The organism is Rossellomorea aquimaris, assembly GCF_000935355.1.
Lineage (GTDB): Bacteria > Bacillota > Bacilli > Bacillales > Bacillaceae_B > Rossellomorea > Rossellomorea aquimaris_B.
Genome location: NZ_JXZC01000002.1, coordinates 31,136 through 46,583, shown reverse-complemented (window position 1 = coordinate 46,583; position 15,448 = coordinate 31,136). Strand labels below are relative to the sequence as shown.

The 15,448-nt window shown below is 37.8% G+C and carries 14 protein-coding genes; 9 read left to right on the top strand and 5 right to left on the bottom strand.

Going from position 1 to position 15,448, the window contains the following annotated elements:
- Positions 1-164: 164 nt before the first annotated feature.
- Together TV75_RS07370 and TV75_RS07365 are read left to right on the top strand one after the other, a co-directional pair.
- The gene (locus TV75_RS07370) at positions 165-1,409 is read left to right on the top strand and encodes a Glu/Leu/Phe/Val family dehydrogenase (RefSeq protein ID WP_044338100.1); all 1,245 of its coding nucleotides are present in this window, start codon (positions 165-167) and stop codon (positions 1,407-1,409) included.
- Positions 1,410-1,633: 224 nt separating this feature from the next.
- A complete protein-coding gene (locus TV75_RS07365; RefSeq protein WP_044338472.1) occupies positions 1,634-3,022 on the top strand; it encodes an aldehyde dehydrogenase in 1,389 nt (462 codons plus the stop codon).
- Between the two features lie 56 nt (positions 3,023-3,078).
- Here TV75_RS07365 and TV75_RS07360 read toward each other — a convergent pair whose 3' ends face one another.
- Positions 3,079-3,312, bottom strand: a complete 234-nt coding sequence (locus TV75_RS07360) for a DUF378 domain-containing protein (protein ID WP_044338099.1) — start codon at positions 3,310-3,312, stop codon at positions 3,079-3,081.
- A gap of 200 nt (positions 3,313-3,512) precedes the next feature.
- Here TV75_RS07360 and TV75_RS07355 point away from each other — a divergent pair, with 200 nt between their 5' ends.
- Positions 3,513-4,676, top strand: coding sequence for an iron-containing alcohol dehydrogenase (locus TV75_RS07355; RefSeq protein ID WP_044338098.1), 1,164 nt, complete (start codon positions 3,513-3,515; stop codon positions 4,674-4,676).
- On the opposite strand, the gene TV75_RS07350 is transcribed toward TV75_RS07355, so the two are convergent.
- Positions 4,673-4,957, bottom strand: a complete 285-nt coding sequence (locus TV75_RS07350; protein WP_044338097.1) for a hypothetical protein — start codon at positions 4,955-4,957, stop codon at positions 4,673-4,675. The two genes, TV75_RS07355 and TV75_RS07350, sit on opposite strands and share 4 nt — an antisense overlap.
- Positions 4,958-5,224: 267 nt before the next feature.
- Between TV75_RS07350 and TV75_RS07345 the strand changes: the two genes are divergently transcribed.
- Entirely contained in the window at positions 5,225-6,574 is a 1,350-nt protein-coding gene (locus TV75_RS07345) for a glucose-6-phosphate isomerase (RefSeq protein WP_044338096.1), read from the top strand.
- A 93-nt stretch (positions 6,575-6,667) separates the two neighbouring features.
- On the top strand, positions 6,668-7,075 hold the full coding sequence (locus TV75_RS07340; RefSeq protein WP_044338095.1) for a YugN-like family protein: 408 nt from the start codon (positions 6,668-6,670) through the stop codon (positions 7,073-7,075).
- On the opposite strand, the gene TV75_RS07335 is transcribed toward TV75_RS07340, so the two are convergent.
- Together TV75_RS07335 and TV75_RS07330 are read right to left on the bottom strand one after the other, a co-directional pair.
- A complete protein-coding gene (locus tag TV75_RS07335) occupies positions 7,068-8,060 on the bottom strand; it encodes a potassium channel family protein (RefSeq protein WP_044338094.1) in 993 nt (330 codons plus the stop codon). The genes TV75_RS07340 and TV75_RS07335 overlap by 8 nt on opposite strands.
- 52 nt (positions 8,061-8,112) lie before the next feature.
- Positions 8,113-8,664 carry a GNAT family N-acetyltransferase gene (locus TV75_RS07330; RefSeq protein WP_044338093.1) on the bottom strand — a complete coding sequence of 184 codons (552 nt, stop codon included), beginning with the start codon at positions 8,662-8,664 and terminating at the stop codon, positions 8,113-8,115.
- Between the two features lie 187 nt (positions 8,665-8,851).
- On the opposite strand from TV75_RS07330, the gene TV75_RS07325 reads away from it, so the two are divergent.
- Positions 8,852-9,136, top strand: coding sequence for a hypothetical protein (locus TV75_RS07325; protein ID WP_044338092.1), 285 nt, complete (start codon positions 8,852-8,854; stop codon positions 9,134-9,136).
- A gap of 111 nt (positions 9,137-9,247) precedes the next feature.
- Positions 9,248-9,799: a hypothetical protein gene (locus TV75_RS07320; RefSeq protein ID WP_052504459.1), complete on the top strand. Its 552-nt coding sequence runs from the start codon at positions 9,248-9,250 to the stop codon at positions 9,797-9,799.
- A gap of 640 nt (positions 9,800-10,439) precedes the next feature.
- Here TV75_RS07320 and TV75_RS07315 read toward each other — a convergent pair.
- Positions 10,440-11,489 carry an AIPR family protein gene (locus TV75_RS07315; RefSeq protein WP_044338091.1) on the bottom strand — a complete coding sequence of 350 codons (1,050 nt, stop codon included), beginning with the start codon at positions 11,487-11,489 and terminating at the stop codon, positions 10,440-10,442.
- Positions 11,490-12,443: 954 nt separating this feature from the next.
- Between TV75_RS07315 and TV75_RS07310 the strand changes: the two genes are divergently transcribed.
- Both TV75_RS07310 and TV75_RS07305 read left to right on the top strand, forming a co-directional pair.
- On the top strand, positions 12,444-13,622 hold the full coding sequence (locus TV75_RS07310; protein WP_044338090.1) for a site-specific integrase: 1,179 nt from the start codon (positions 12,444-12,446) through the stop codon (positions 13,620-13,622).
- A 145-nt stretch (positions 13,623-13,767) separates the two neighbouring features.
- The gene (locus tag TV75_RS07305) at positions 13,768-15,090 is read left to right on the top strand and encodes a DNA primase family protein (protein ID WP_044338089.1); all 1,323 of its coding nucleotides are present in this window, start codon (positions 13,768-13,770) and stop codon (positions 15,088-15,090) included.
- Positions 15,091-15,448 lie beyond the last annotated feature (358 nt).

The window sequence follows — 15,448 nt, the reverse complement described above, 5'->3', positions numbered from 1 at the left end:
TGCCCGTGGTGGTTCAAGATTCACCAAGAAGATTTTTTCTTGAACTGAGCGTAATAAGGCGTGAAAATAAAAATTATTTCTTTTCCAAGTCAATGGTTTAAGATACGGTAATATGTTACAATTACAACGTTTCAGATCACATAATAAAGAGGCGAATGTTTACAATGGGAGAAAACCTTAATCTGTTTACTTCTACACAGCATGTCATCAATGATGCTTTATCTAAGCTAGGATATACGGAAGAAATGTATGAACTTCTGAAAGAGCCGATTCGTATGTTGACCGTTCGTATCCCGGTCCGAATGGACGATGGCAGTATCAAAGTATTCACTGGCTACCGTGCACAACATAACGACGCAGTCGGGCCTACCAAGGGCGGGGTACGTTTCCATCCTGAAGTGGATGAAGAGGAAGTAAAGGCTTTATCCATGTGGATGAGCTTGAAATGCGGAATTGTTGATTTACCATACGGTGGAGGAAAAGGCGGAATCATCTGTGATCCAAGAACGATGTCTTTCACTGAACTTGAAAAGTTAAGCCGCGGTTATGTCCGTGCCATCAGTCAGATTGTCGGCCCTACAAAGGATATTCCGGCACCTGATGTGTACACAAACTCTCAGATCATGGCATGGATGATGGATGAATACAGCCGTCTTCGTGAAAATGATTCACCAGGATTCATCACAGGGAAACCGATTGTTCTTGGCGGATCTCAAGGTCGTGAAAAGGCTACAGCTCAAGGTGTTACAATCTGTATTGACCAAGCTGCAAAGAAACGTGGTATTGACATCAAAGGTGCACGCGTCGTGATCCAAGGTTTTGGAAACGCCGGAAGTTTCTTGGCGAAGTTCATGCACGATGCGGGTGCAAAGGTCATCGCCATTTCTGATGCCCATGGTGCCCTCCATGATCCGGCAGGTTTGGATATTGATTATCTATTGGATCGTCGCGATAGCTTCGGTACAGTAACGACTCTATTTGAAAACACGATTTCGAATAAGGAATTATTGGAGCTGGAGTGTGACATCCTTGTTCCCGCAGCGATTTCAAACCAAATCACTGAAGAGAATGTCTATGATATTAAAGCATCCATTGTGGTAGAAGCTGCAAACGGTCCGACAACCTTTGAAGCAACTCGGATTCTTTCTGAAAGAGGAATCCTGCTTGTACCCGACGTACTTGCAAGTGCGGGTGGAGTAACGGTTTCATACTTCGAATGGGTTCAGAATAACCAAGGGTATTATTGGTCGGAAGAAGAAGTAAACGAGAAGCTTCATGCTAAACTTGTCGAAGCTTTCAACAATGTATACGAAACATCTCAGAATCGTCGAGTGAATATGCGACTAGCCGCATACATGGTCGGCGCACGCAAAATGGCTGAAGCCTCAAGATTCAGAGGTTGGGTGTAACGATCGCATAAAATAAAGAACGTATCCTCAATTTATTGGGGATACGTTCTTTTTAGGTTTGGAAAGGAAATTTCTCTTTGGTATCGAAATGATTAGAGAGCATCGATTCTGGGTAAAATCATTGAAATTGACAATCAACAGAAATCGTCGTACGATAAAAACGTTCTTATGTTTAAACTATTAAACATTAATGATTCGGAGGGATTCATGTGTCAACTGAAATGATGATAGAGGAAGCTTCTCTTGAAAAGGTTGAATCAACACTTCAACAGCATAAGCAATTTTTTAAGTCAGGGGTTACCCGGCCAATTCAATATAGAAAAGACTTGTTAGAGAAATTCTCGGCCGTCATTAAAAATCATGAAGCAGAAATCATAAATGCGTTAAAATTGGATTTAAATAAATCCGAGATGGAAACGTATGCGACGGAAATAGGCATCCTGCTTGAAGAAATCCGATTCGTACTAAAGCATATCGACGAATGGGCAGAGCCCAAAAAAGTGAAAACAGCAAAGACCCATATTGGCTCGAAAGCTTACACGGTCCCGGAGCCCTATGGGGTCACATTGATCATTGCTCCTTGGAATTATCCGATTCAGCTTGCCCTGGCACCTGTCATTGGAGCGATAGCAGCAGGGAATACAGCCATCATTAAACCATCAGAATTAACTCCTGCTACATCGGCATTATTAGCGGAAATGATCAATACTCATTTTGACCCAAGACAGCTTTTCGTGATTGAAGGTGGAGTGGAAACGACGCAGCATCTCCTAAAACAACCATTTGATTATATTTTCTTTACCGGAAGCGTTCCGGTTGGAAAAGTGGTGATGGAAGCAGCGGCAAAACAATTGATACCCGTCACTCTTGAACTTGGTGGGAAAAGTCCTTGTATAGTGGATGAAACGGCGGATATCCCTCTGGCTGCCAAACGTATCGCATTTGGTAAAGTGACAAATGCCGGGCAAACGTGTATTGCACCTGATTACCTTTTTATTCATAAAAGCAAGAAAGATGAATTTATCACTGAATTTAAGAAAACGGTTATTGAATTTTATGGAACCGAACCGCTTAAAAGTGATAAGTTCGGGCGGGTCGTCAACGAACGTCATTTCAACCGTTTAACAAGCTATTTGGAAGATGGTGAAATCCTCTTAGGGGGGAACACTGATCCCTCAAGTTTAAAAATCGAACCGACCTTAATGGAGCCCAGAGACTTTTCAGTACCGGTGATGCAGGACGAAATATTCGGACCGATTTTCCCGGTCATTGAATATGAGGATCTTGACGATGTCATTGAATTTGTGACTGAGCGACCAAAACCCCTGGCTCTTTATTTGTTCACGAGCAATCCGATCACCGAAGAGCGAATTAACGGATCGATTTCCTACGGTGGCGGTTGTGTGAATGATACACTCATGCACATCGTTACACCATATCTTCCTTTCGGAGGAGTAGGGGAGAGTGGAATTGGAAATTACCACGGAGAATCAAGCTTCTCGACCTTCTCACATTATAAAAGCATCCTGAAGCAGACGACGAAATTTGACCTAAGCTTCCGTTATCCAAGTGGAAGGTTTGGTATGCAGATTATTAAGAAGTTACTGAAATAAGAAAGGCGACCCAGAGAATGGGTCACCTTTTTTAAATTGTACGGGAGATCCCGTTTTTAGCGCGTCGGCTCAGTATGAGGTTCTCTCTCAAGCTCTTCCGTCGGTTTGAATAACAGTCCAAGGTTAATGAGACCAGCAATACCGACTAAGCCGTAAATGATACGGGATAGAGCTGCATCTTGACCACCAAAGATTGCTGCAACAAGATCGAATTGAAAGAAGCCGATAAGTCCCCAGTTCACAGCACCAATGATGGTAAGAACTAAAGCAATGCGTTGAATTGCACTCATGATGTATTCCTCCTTATTGAATGAATCATTTATAACGTTTCCCATGTCCCCAATTCCTATTCAAATCAAGCGTAGCAAAATTTCCATGTGCAAGTTCTTTGCATTTTGGGGATGATATATTCGATAATAGGAAATGTGTTGAAAATATTTTGGGTAACGAAATGATTTGACCCTTAAAGAATACAAGGAGGTAACAACAAATGAATGACTTTACTTTTTACAATCCAACCAAATTGATTTTTGGAAAAGGACAAGTTGAACAACTGAAAGAATTGGTACCTCAATACGGTAAAAAAGTTCTTGTAGTATTTGGTGGGGGAAGCATAAAGCGTAATGGCTTATACGATCAGGTGATGTCAGTATTGAAAGAGATTGACAGTGAAGTATTCGAGCTTTCCGGAGTAGAACCCAATCCACGTCTTTCCACAGTCAGACGAGGGGTAGAAATAAGTAAAGAAAATGATATTGAGTTTATTTTAGCTGTTGGTGGAGGAAGTGTCATCGACTGTACCAAAGCAATCGCTGCAGGTGCAAAATATGATGGTGATGCATGGGATCTTGTAACGAAGAAAGCTTTTGCGAAAGAAGCTCTTCCATTCGGAACAGTCTTGACTCTTGCAGCGACAGGTTCTGAAATGAATGCAGGGTCAGTTATCACGAATTGGGAAACGAATGAGAAATATGGCTGGGGCAGCCCTGTGACATTCCCGCAATTCTCTATACTGGATCCGGAAAATACGTTCACAGTACCGAAAGACCATACAATCTACGGTATGGTGGATATGATGAGTCACGTGTTTGAACAGTATTTCAATAACGCAACAAACACACCACTTCAAGACCGTATGTGTGAGTCGGTTCTGACTACGGTTATTGAAACAGCTCCGAAGTTAATCAATGATCTTGAAAACTACGAGCTTCGTGAGACGATTCTGTACTCCGGGACAATCGCCCTGAATGGCATGCTGCAAATGGGTTACAACGGTGACTGGGCAAGCCATAACATTGAACATGCCGTGTCAGCCGTATACGACATCCCGCATGCAGGTGGACTCGCGATTCTATTTCCGAACTGGATGAAGCATAACCTGAAGGTGAATCCTGCGCGGTTTGCTCAACTGGCAGAACGAGTATTCAATGTCGACCCTTCCGGAAAGTCAGAGGAGGAAGTGGCACTGGAAGGAATCGAAAAGCTTCGTGAATTCTGGACGAGCATCGGTGCTCCGTCCCGATTGGCAGACTATGATATCGACGACAGTCAGCTAGACCTGATGGCAGACAAAGCCATGGTCAACGGGGAATTCGGTAACTTCAATAAACTGAACAAAGACGACGTTCTTGCGATTCTGAGAGCCTCTCTTTAATCGATCCTGGGAGGGACGGACCTTACGAAGGTCCGTCCCTCTTTTTTGGTCGAAATTGGTAAATATAGTAAAACGGCTGGTTTTTTTGTGATTTCGGCTGAATTCTGTAATGAAACGGCTGGATTCTGAATCATTTCGGCTGGATTTTTCCACAAAACGGCCGGATTCCATTCGGTTTGGGACGGATTTACCATACTTCCCCAAATAAATCCTTTCTTTTTTATAGCATTCACTTTCCAACTGGCTATTTTCACCCCCATAATCGATACTTTTTTGCCCAAACGTAGCGTCCCTGATCATGATCATCCATTCAGGTAAGGAAACACCTTTGATTACCCTCGCTTAAATGGGAAGGGACGGACCTTTTGAAGGTCCGTCCCTCTTTTTTATGGGGTTACTGAACCATAATTAGGGAATTATAAGCTGGTGAGAATAGTTGTTGAAAAAAGTTTGCTATGCACACGCTTACATAAAGGGAGCTTTCTTGATTCTCGGGTCAGCTTTCGATAAAGTGAGATAGAAGAAAATATTTTAATCGGAGGATGGTTATGACACACATTCGTTTTGATTATTCAAAAGCGTTATCGTTTTTTGGAGAACACGAACTTACATACTTAAGTGATGCCGTGAAGGTCGCTCATCATTCACTACATGAACAAACAGGTGCAGGAAACGACTTCCTTGGATGGATCGACCTTCCTGTAGATTACGACAAAGAAGAATTTTCCCGCATTCAGAAATCAGCTGAGAAAATTAAAAATGATTCCGATGTCCTGTTAGTAATCGGAATTGGTGGATCGTACTTGGGAGCACGTGCAGCGATTGAAATGCTGAACCACAGCTTTTATAACGCTCTTCCGAAAGACAAGCGTTCCACACCTCAAGTGTTATTCGTTGGACAAAACATCAGTTCCACATACATGAGAGACTTAATGGATCTTCTTGATGGAAAGGACTTCTCCATCAATGTAATTTCAAAGTCCGGTACGACGACTGAACCCGCCCTAGCCTTCCGTATCTTCCGCAATATGCTTGAAGAAAAGTACGGAGTGGAAGAAGCACGTAAACGTATTTATGCCACTACGGATAAATCGAAAGGTGCACTGAAGACGCTGGCGACAGACGAAGGTTATGAAACATTCGTCGTGCCAGATGATATCGGTGGACGTTACTCTGTCCTGACAGCTGTTGGACTGCTTCCGATTGCTGTAAGCGGAGTGGAAATCGAGACGATGATGAACGGTGCTGCACAGGCCCGTGAAGATTTCAGTAAATCCGAGCTGACAGAGAACCCTGCTTATCAATATGCTGCGGTTCGTAACGCACTTTACAATAAAGGAAAAACCATCGAAATGCTCATTAACTATGAGCCTGGTTTACAGTACTTTGCTGAATGGTGGAAGCAGCTGTTTGGGGAAAGTGAAGGGAAAGACCAAAAAGGAATTTATCCTTCTTCAGCTAACTTCTCGACTGACCTTCACTCTCTTGGACAATATGTCCAGGAAGGACGACGTGACATTTTTGAAACAGTCATCAAGGTTTCAGAGCCTCGTCATGAGCTTAAAATCGAGAAAGCTGACAGTGATCTGGACGGCTTGAATTACTTAGCCGGTGAAACAGTGGACTTTGTAAACAACAAAGCGTTTGAAGGGACATTGCTTGCACATACAGATGGGGGAGTGCCAAACCTGATCGTGGAAATTCCTGCGATGGATGCTTACACATTCGGTTACCTGGTGTACTTCTTCGAGAAAGCATGTGCGATGAGTGGATACCTGCTTGGTGTGAATCCATTCGACCAGCCGGGCGTGGAAGCATACAAAGTGAATATGTTTGCCCTTCTTGGAAAACCAGGCTTTGAAGAGAAGAAAGCCGAACTTGAAAAACGTCTTAAATAAGGAAAAGAGCACTGAGGGAAATCTCAGTGCTCTTTTTACATTTTTCTTTCGCTTTAGGAGAAACTATCCCTAAAAGAAAGGGGATGGATCGATGTGATTGAGCTTTCATCTAGCATTGAAGGACAGCATTACCAACTGTATAAGCTTGAACAGCTATTAAAGCCGCTTGGGTATTCAATAGGCGGAAATTGGGATTATGATCACGGCTATTTCGATTATAAAATTGATGACGAAGTGGGCTACCAGTATTTGAGAGTACCATTTACGTCTGTTGACGGGCAATTGGATTCAAGGGGGGCCACGGTTGAATTCGGGAAACCGTTTCTTCTTTCTCATAAATACCAGCGTGGCTTGGACGACTACGCATCCACAGGAACCTTTTCAGGCTCTGTCAATCAATTTTCAGAACCACAAGATCCTGATGCAAGCTTCCCGGAAGAATACATTGAAGTCGGAAAAGAACTTGTAAAAGAGCTGGAGAACGTTCTTTTCTCTAGTTAGAGATCACAAGAAGTTCATCCGTTTCTTCAATCATAGTCGTCAAAGGAGGATTCACAGTCGTGATTTCTCCTTTTTTTATGCCTAAAAGGATGACATTGCCCTTTAAAAGATTTGCACTTAAAGAATGGAAGCTTTCATTGATGTGTTCTTCTGAAACAGGTATCAGCTTTAGATTGTTTCCTTTTAAATGATTCAATAATTTTAAGATGGTCTTGGACATCCCTTGAGAAATGATACTGTTCATCATCACATAGCTTGTCTGCATATTCGTTTGAATCACTTCATCGGCCCCTGCCCGCTTGGCATTCGCTACTTGATCCTTCTGAAGGATTTCCACTACTGTATATAAATCAGGGTGATTCCCTTTAATGGCAAGAAGAGTCAAGACAGAATTCATGTCCGCCGTTATCTCATCTTTATTTTGATCGGCGGTGATGATGGCGATTGATGCTTCATGAAGATTTACTTTTTTCAAAATGGCATCTCTAAATGGGGTTCCCCTCACAAAATGGATGTGGTTATTATTATATGGATTCTTTTGGAGGGTTTCATCGACCAGAATGATATCGCATCGGGACTGCAGGGAAGTTAATTGGTTGATCACTTCCCGCGTCCGCTCATTCCACCCTACGATCACAACATGATCTTTCCCCTTGAACGTTGCTCTGCCTTCCAAATAAGCATTTTGTGTCATGACCGTTTCTGCTGCGAGCATGACAAAATAAGTAGAAAGAAAACCCGCACCTACCAAGATAAGAATGATCCCAATCAGTCTGCCTTCAAACGATGAGGGAACAAAATCCCCATACCCCACAGTGGAAGTCGTAATAATCGCCCACCAGATCCCGTCGAATAAGGAAGGGAAGGTATCGGGCTCTATGAAATGAATGATCGTTCCAAACGAGAGCATGAGCGTAATCGCAATCATAAATATCCTAACAACTAAAGGCCAGCGCAAAAACCCCTGAAACATCTGCTGTACCATTCTACCAGCTCCTTTTCATCTGCACTGACCATTATTGCCTATTCAGGTTCTTCTAAAACTCAGAAAGCCATTCTTTCTTCAACAAACTGTACATATGCGCATCATATCTATGGTCATCTTGAAGAATATACTCTCTGAGTAACCCTTCTTGCTTGAAACCAAGCTTTTCAACCACTCTTGAAGAAGCTTTATTGTAAGGGACGATCACTGCCCCGACACGATTCATTCCTTTATCTTTAAACAGGTAGCTGAGTAACGGGAAGAGTGCCTCAACCATGATGCCCTTACCCCAATGTCCGGGACTCAAATCATAGCCTATTTCGCAGCGTTTATAGGCTTTGGAAATGGCGTGGAATCCGCATGTACCGATTATGTTTTCAGTGGTCTTCTCCACAATCGCCCAGCGCATTGGTCCGCCTGTTTCAAGGTGCTTTTCGTAGTTTTCCACCATACTGACAGCCACTTCTTTCGATTCGATCGGACTCATGCCGAAATAGCGGAGAACATCCTCAGACGTGTATAGCTCATAAAGAAAATCAACATCTTTCATTGTGAGTTGCCTTAGTGTTAATGTTTCTGTTTCTAATACTGGATATTTTTCCATTATTTTCAACCCCTTTGTACATGAAAGTATAACATTGAAGTGTCCGGTTGAGTGACGTTTCATAGTCACTTCTACATTTCTTCATGATTTGCTGATTTCGTTAGGGGGAGTCAGCATTTTTGTGAGGTTTTGCACATATTTATAGTGGGTAAAAGATGGTTATTAAAATGTATAAGGGGATAGACAGATGGACGTACATTTTTGTGTAGAAGGACTACCGTACGTGTTTCATAAACAAAAATTTGATGATATTTCTCCCCTCCTGTTGATGAAGGAGGCAGGGACCATTATGAAATTTTCAACTGAACATGAGGGTTCTTGTTTTATGGAAGCACGTATTATTAAGACTTCCTTTGAGACGATATTGGACTCCTCCAACGGGATTATAGAACAATTTTTGGCGGTGCATTTGTTTGTAGAAGATGAGGAATTGAAGAAGGGTTTTTTTGGTAGGGCAATGATGAATGAATAGCTAGTAGAGGCGCATTACAAAGTTTACTCTATTATATGGACAAACTGACAGTCATTGTGAAAGCTAGTACATACGATATATTAAAAATATTAATATATCGGAGGAATAGTATTGAATAATAGAACAATCAAATGGAGTGGATATACTTGGAATGTGAAAGATTCTTCTACTAACAAATGGGGTCCGGGACCGAATTTTTTTTCAGGTAGCAGCGAAAATGTATGGGTAGACAGTAGAGGAAGATTGCATTTAAAAATAACAAAACGAAACAATAAGTGGTACTGTGCTGAAGTATATAACACGAAGACCCTCGGTTATGGAACGTACCGTTTTTTTGTGGATGGCCGACCGGATTTATTGGATCCAAATATAACGCTGGGATTATTCACATATGATGGTACTTCTGCGGATGCTGCTGCCAATAATTATCGGGAAATTGACATTGAATTTGCAAAATGGGGATATCCAAAAGGACCAAATTCACAATACGTGGTTCAGCCCTATACAAAGGCGGGAAATATGATTCAATTTCAAACGTCCCTAAGTGGAAACTATTCGACCCATAGTTTTTTATGGACTCCATCATCCATTAAATTTCTTTCCCTGCATGGACACTATTCAAAACTACCAAGTCCAATAGAATGGTATCGAATCAAGGAATAGACATATAGAGGGGGAGATATCCCCAATACTAAAAACGAAAAAGTAGATATCAACTTATGGTTGTTTGGGGGAAAGGCTCCGTTGAATCAAAAGGAAGCGGAAATCGTGATAACCAAGTTTGAGTTTATACCATTTGCTACCTAATGGTATAGTAAGTTTGAGATCAAAGCTATTACTAAAAAAGATGGGGAAATCCTGTATATAGGATTTCCCCATCTTTTTTTGGTATGGAGCATAGCGGGATCGAACCGCTGACCTTTTGGCTGCCAGAGACAGGTCTAAAATAAAATAAAAAAAATAGATCAAAAGAGTAATATATTTATATGAATATTACTAAGTTTTGAAGATGAAAAAAATAAATAAAATAATTCTGTGCAATTCCTGTGCAATAGGAATGTGGGGCTGGGTGGTTACTTAAAAAGTATCAATAAATAATTTGATTATAAAAAAGGAGGACCGAATCACATTGATTTGGTCCTCTCTTCTTATTTGTAAAGGGATGAAACCTAATTATATAAATATTAAATACTACTTGGTTTATGAAGTGAAGAAAGCTTTAAATAAATAAAGTAATAATACATTATAATTACTTTAAACCTGTATGAATTGTGGGAATTGAGGCTAATAAGACAACATTTAGCTATAATAATTCCTCTGCAAATACACGTTTGATTTTTTCTTGGAACATTGAATCTTTATAAATCATTTCTGCAGTCATCCTTTTAAACGGTTGTTTATTAATAGTTTTTCCGATTTTTTTTGAAACTTTTTCACAAGTATTTAAGGCTGTCATTACTGAATATTCTTTTTTCCACATCGGTATATTATTTTTATTTATTTCTGTCATACATTGAATTCCGTAAATAAAAGCAAGAACGATACCTTGTAATAACTTATTATCAGAGGTAAATCTATTTGGTAAATTACTTTGAATAATTGTGTTTTCAGTAAGTTCTTTATACAAATACCAAAGATCAGGTAAAAGATATCCTGTATATGTTAGGGGTTGATTTTCATTATTTTTTTTAACAACCTCTTTCTTTCTTGTCAAAGATTGACGAAGTGAACTATCATTATATTTTTTATTTTTTTCAACTCTAAATAAATTTGCCACCTTCAATACATCTGTTACGTGATGATCCCCTTCATCCCCTTCTTGCCAGGCTATTGATTCAGAGGGAAGCACTTTTTTAATCCATTCGTGAGCACCAATCTTTTCCCCTATTGAATACTCTTCTACTCTTTTTGACATATTTAAAGCTACAGAAATATCAACTAGTTGTTCTCTAGGTAAATTAACATCAACAGTAACATATACATAAGCATTTTCGTTTCCGTATATACTTAATACTTCGTTGGTGTGCCCTCCATTAAAATTTCCTTCTTCTTCAGTGCATAATAGAGTTACTAAATTGCCGTTTCTTATAATTTCGGAGGCTACAACACGTATACCTAAATTCTTTAAACGAAAATTTTCAGGTTCTTTTCTTAATGTCTGAATCATTGCATTAACTGCTTTATTTTTCTTTCCGGTAAATTTTCTAGTATTAGCATTATTGGGGAGTTTTGTTTTCAAGAAGGACTTAGTATTTACAACCATAAAAACGACTTTTCGATTATCGACAACTGTTTCATTAACAGATACAGCCTCTAAAGTATAAGAGTGAAGTTCTTCTTTGATTAGTGTCATTACTTTTCCAGCTCCTTATTTAATGAGATTTCCAAACGATGAATTAATATACAAAGGTACTTTTGATAGTTCTAATATATTTTTAAGAATATCCCCTGATAATTTGGATTATATAGTTCAAAATAGATGTTGTAAATTGCTTAAATATAAAACTTTTTTGCTTTTATATTTATAGTTTCTAAAAAAAAAAATATAAAAAATATAAAAAGGGAAACAAAAACTTTTATACAACAGTGTGAATTTAAATTCGGAAAATAGCCAAGAAAAAAAAGAACGAAAAAAAATAAAAAGTAATTCTAAAAATTACCTTTGTTCCCACAATAAAAAAATCGATTCCTTTACTTGTTTTGTAAATAAGAATTTTTTCTTATACTTTTCAGTTTTGGGTATATAATTTCAGTGAAAACAAAATCTCTTTAAATGGAGTCAAGGTAAAGCCTTGTAAAGAAAGTTAATGCCTAATATATGAAAGGAGTTCTGCTAATGTAGAAACCGTTTAAATAAAGTTGATTAGTAAAAAAAATTGAATTCGTATTAGAATTAAGGTATATGGTGTCCAAGCTGGCACTCTCGAACCTTGGACCCCATCCAAAATCGAGAATTAAGAAACACAGTATCTCTTAATCAAATTTATAAAGAGAACAACTCCAACAAGAGGGAACGAAGATAGATCAGCTTTCCTTAGGAAGGATTAGTACACCTTTTAACTATGTACTCAAGATGGGGACAGGGAGAACAACGGTTATGTTTCAAATTTTTGTGGAAAATTGAGACATAACCAGTTGTTGAAAACTGGTGTTTTTTGAGTCCAACGCAAGTTGACTCAAAATATAGTCTTACTTAGGTTCTGGGTCGCCGCATTCCCCAGGGATTCTGAATGGGGAATAGGCGGACCAGAACCTTAGTAAGACTACAATTCACGTTTAGTATATATTGCCGATGGGGGTGGTGAGTTTGAGTAGGAAACTAGAAGCATCTTTAAAAAAAGTTGATAATGTATTTCAAAAAATGTATCGAAATAAGATTACCTTAAAAAGTAGGGACAAAGGTTCCTGGAGTGAAACTACACTCGATACTTATAGGGATGAAGTATATTCAATATTACGAAAGGTATATAGTGAATATGGAGTTAGTGACGTAACTAAAATTAAAGGCTATATGATAGAGTCGATTTTTTATGAAAAAATTAATTCTGTACATAAGCAAAGATATTCTGCTTACTCCTTAAAAAAGTCAATTTCAGCACTTGTAGCTTTAAATCACGGAATTGAACAAACTAATGTATTTAAAAGAAAATTTTCATTGGGAGATCCCTCGAAATTTAGGGATATAGTAAAAGAACAGAATATAAAAAGAATTTCCAAAACTTCACAAACTCTTAGAGCGACTCCAGAAGAATGTAAATCTGTACTAAGTGAACTGAAAACTATTGGACATCAAACAATTAATAGAGAAATGACATTAACAGTTGCTGAAGTTATGTATAGGACTGGAGGTAGAATTAATAGTGTGTTAAGGCTGAAGAAAAAAAACATTTCAATAGACGACAATAAGTTGACCTTTTGGAAAGATAAAGGAGGACTATCAAGAACAATAGAAATATCTGATGAAACAAAAGAGTACCTCAAAAATATTACAGAAGGAAAGAAGGATGAAGAAAGGTTATTTGTAAGTAAAAAAAGGGATGGTACTTTTAAGTCAATGCGACAGACAGCAAAAGAAATAGAAAAGTTAATTAGAAATGCAGCTAAGCATTTGGATCGATCTGAACTGGTGAGGGTGAAAAATAATGAAGGAAATTATAAAGAAATTTTAGTTAATAGAAAGTTTACCCCTCATTCGTTTAGAAAATCATTTGCGTTAACAAGGGCTGGTGAATATTATGAAAGGTTTTCAACTAAACAAAGTATAGATAACTATGTACGAGCAAAAATCGCTGAAAACAACAAAATAAAAGAAAAATTGGATAGTTTGCGATTTCGGATTAATAAGAATCGAAACAGAAAACGAGATCTAAATAGGGAGGAGTATGCAATATTTTTTACATCTATCGATCTAGGTCATTTCAGAAATGATGTTATATTATCTTATTACACTTCTTTTAAAGAAGTACAAGAGTATTTGAAAAAGTAGAATTAAGATGAAAGTTTGTAGTATTAAACAAGGGAATTAAAAGTTTTTAAGAAATATATCAGAGAAGAGGTGTTAATTAGTATATATTTTAAAGATTCTTTTAACATTCTTTTAACTAAATACTGATATAAAGTGAGGGAACACATTGGAAATAAGTAAAAATAGTAGCTGGTTATCCTTTTCGGATAATGGAAGACCTAAGATCAAACACGTAATATTGGCGGAGGAAATAGCCAGTGAAGTAAAATTATTTAAAAATAACAAACACTATAAATACTTTGATAGTAATTTAGGTATATGGAGAGATAACGCCCATCAGTATCTTCAAACTTATATTGTAAATAAACTAGGTAAGTATTCAAATAAGTCCATAGTTAAAGAGGTTCTTTTCCATTTAGAAAATAAATATCATAATAATGAACATTTTGACCCTTTTGAAAACTCTAATCCCTTCCTTATAGCAATTCAAAACGGAACTTATAACCTTCAAACAAATAATTTTACCCCTTCTTACAATTCTAATGATTATATTCAAACAAAGCACATTAATATAGTGTTTGACCCTAATTCAGAATGCCCGCAAATAGAGAAGTTTCTTATGCAAGTAGTAGGAAAGGAGCACCTGGATTTTATATATGAATGGTTTGGTTTTCAACTAGTAAGAGCCTATTGGCCTCAATGCTTTTTACTAATAAATGGGGTAGGGGGTGCCGGTAAATCCAAACTTATTGAATTATTAACTATTTTCGTGGGAGGGGATAATGTTTCTAGTGTTTCTTTAGAAACATTAATGAATGATAAGTTTTCAATAGCAGAATTGCATACAAAATCGTCAAATTTATGCGCTGATATTGATCCGAAATATATGGACAAACCAGGACTACTAAAGAATCTGACTGGCGATGACTTAGTAACAGCTAATAGAAAATATCTAAATCCCATAACTTTTAAAAATTATGCGAAAATCACATTCTCTATGAATAGTTTACCAACTTTAACAGATACATCAGATGGAATGAAACGGAGAACATTAATATTACCTATTACAAATAAGATAAAATTAGAAAAGCAAAAAGCGGATATTATAAATGATTTAAATAATAAAGAGGAAATATCAGGTCTATTTAATAGAGCCATAGAAGGTATAAAACGTTTAAATAAAAACAAATGGTTTAGCACAACATCTCAAATGGAAAGCGCCGTAAATAATTGGTTTGAGGAGAGCGATATTATACAACAATTTTTGATTGAAAAATGCGAATGTGATTTAGAAAATAACAGTTTATACACTAAAGGAGATGATTTATTTTATTATTTTAATAACTATCGATCAAATTCAAAGATTGATAAAATCTCTAAGATAAAATTTTATAAAGAGCTTTCAAACAAAGGGTATTATAAAAAGAAAAAAAAGCTTACGGATGGAACCAGTTTTCAAGCAATCTTTGGGGTAAGGTTGAAATATTAGTCAGTATTTGAAGCTTTTATTATCTGTTTAAATTTATATCAAACTTTCATAAGCCTCGCGGTATTTTGTAATTCGCTCCCCTCAAGAAAATAAATCTATCTATAACAAGACTTCCGATCAACATTGAAAACGGATATATCTACCTGTCCATTCCCCTAAATGCACGGTTAAGATTAGGAATTGTACTTCAAACAGCAGCTCCGCATCCTATCCAAAATGAAAAGAGACCCTTTCTGAAATATTGTAAGGGGTTCCGTTAACGGAGGGAAAATCTTAAATCACACCCAAATTAGCAGCAGAAAAAGTAACGTAAATAACACCATATTTATCAGTAAAAAACCCAGAGCTACAGACTCTG

Coding starts and splice junctions, on each gene's coding strand:
- TV75_RS07315 (WP_044338091.1), bottom strand. CDS start 11,489: ATGACACTAATCAAAGAAGAACTTCACTCTTATACTTTAGAGGCTGTA.
- TV75_RS07325 (WP_044338092.1), top strand. CDS start 8,852: ATGGACGTACATTTTTGTGTAGAAGGACTACCGTACGTGTTTCATAAA.
- TV75_RS07345 (WP_044338096.1), top strand. CDS start 5,225: ATGACACACATTCGTTTTGATTATTCAAAAGCGTTATCGTTTTTTGGA.
- TV75_RS07365 (WP_044338472.1), top strand. CDS start 1,634: ATGATAGAGGAAGCTTCTCTTGAAAAGGTTGAATCAACACTTCAACAG.
- TV75_RS07370 (WP_044338100.1), top strand. CDS start 165: ATGGGAGAAAACCTTAATCTGTTTACTTCTACACAGCATGTCATCAAT.
- TV75_RS07330 (WP_044338093.1), bottom strand. CDS start 8,664: ATGGAAAAATATCCAGTATTAGAAACAGAAACATTAACACTAAGGCAA.
- TV75_RS07360 (WP_044338099.1), bottom strand. CDS start 3,312: ATGAGTGCAATTCAACGCATTGCTTTAGTTCTTACCATCATTGGTGCT.
- TV75_RS07355 (WP_044338098.1), top strand. CDS start 3,513: ATGAATGACTTTACTTTTTACAATCCAACCAAATTGATTTTTGGAAAA.
- TV75_RS07335 (WP_044338094.1), bottom strand. CDS start 8,060: ATGGTACAGCAGATGTTTCAGGGGTTTTTGCGCTGGCCTTTAGTTGTT.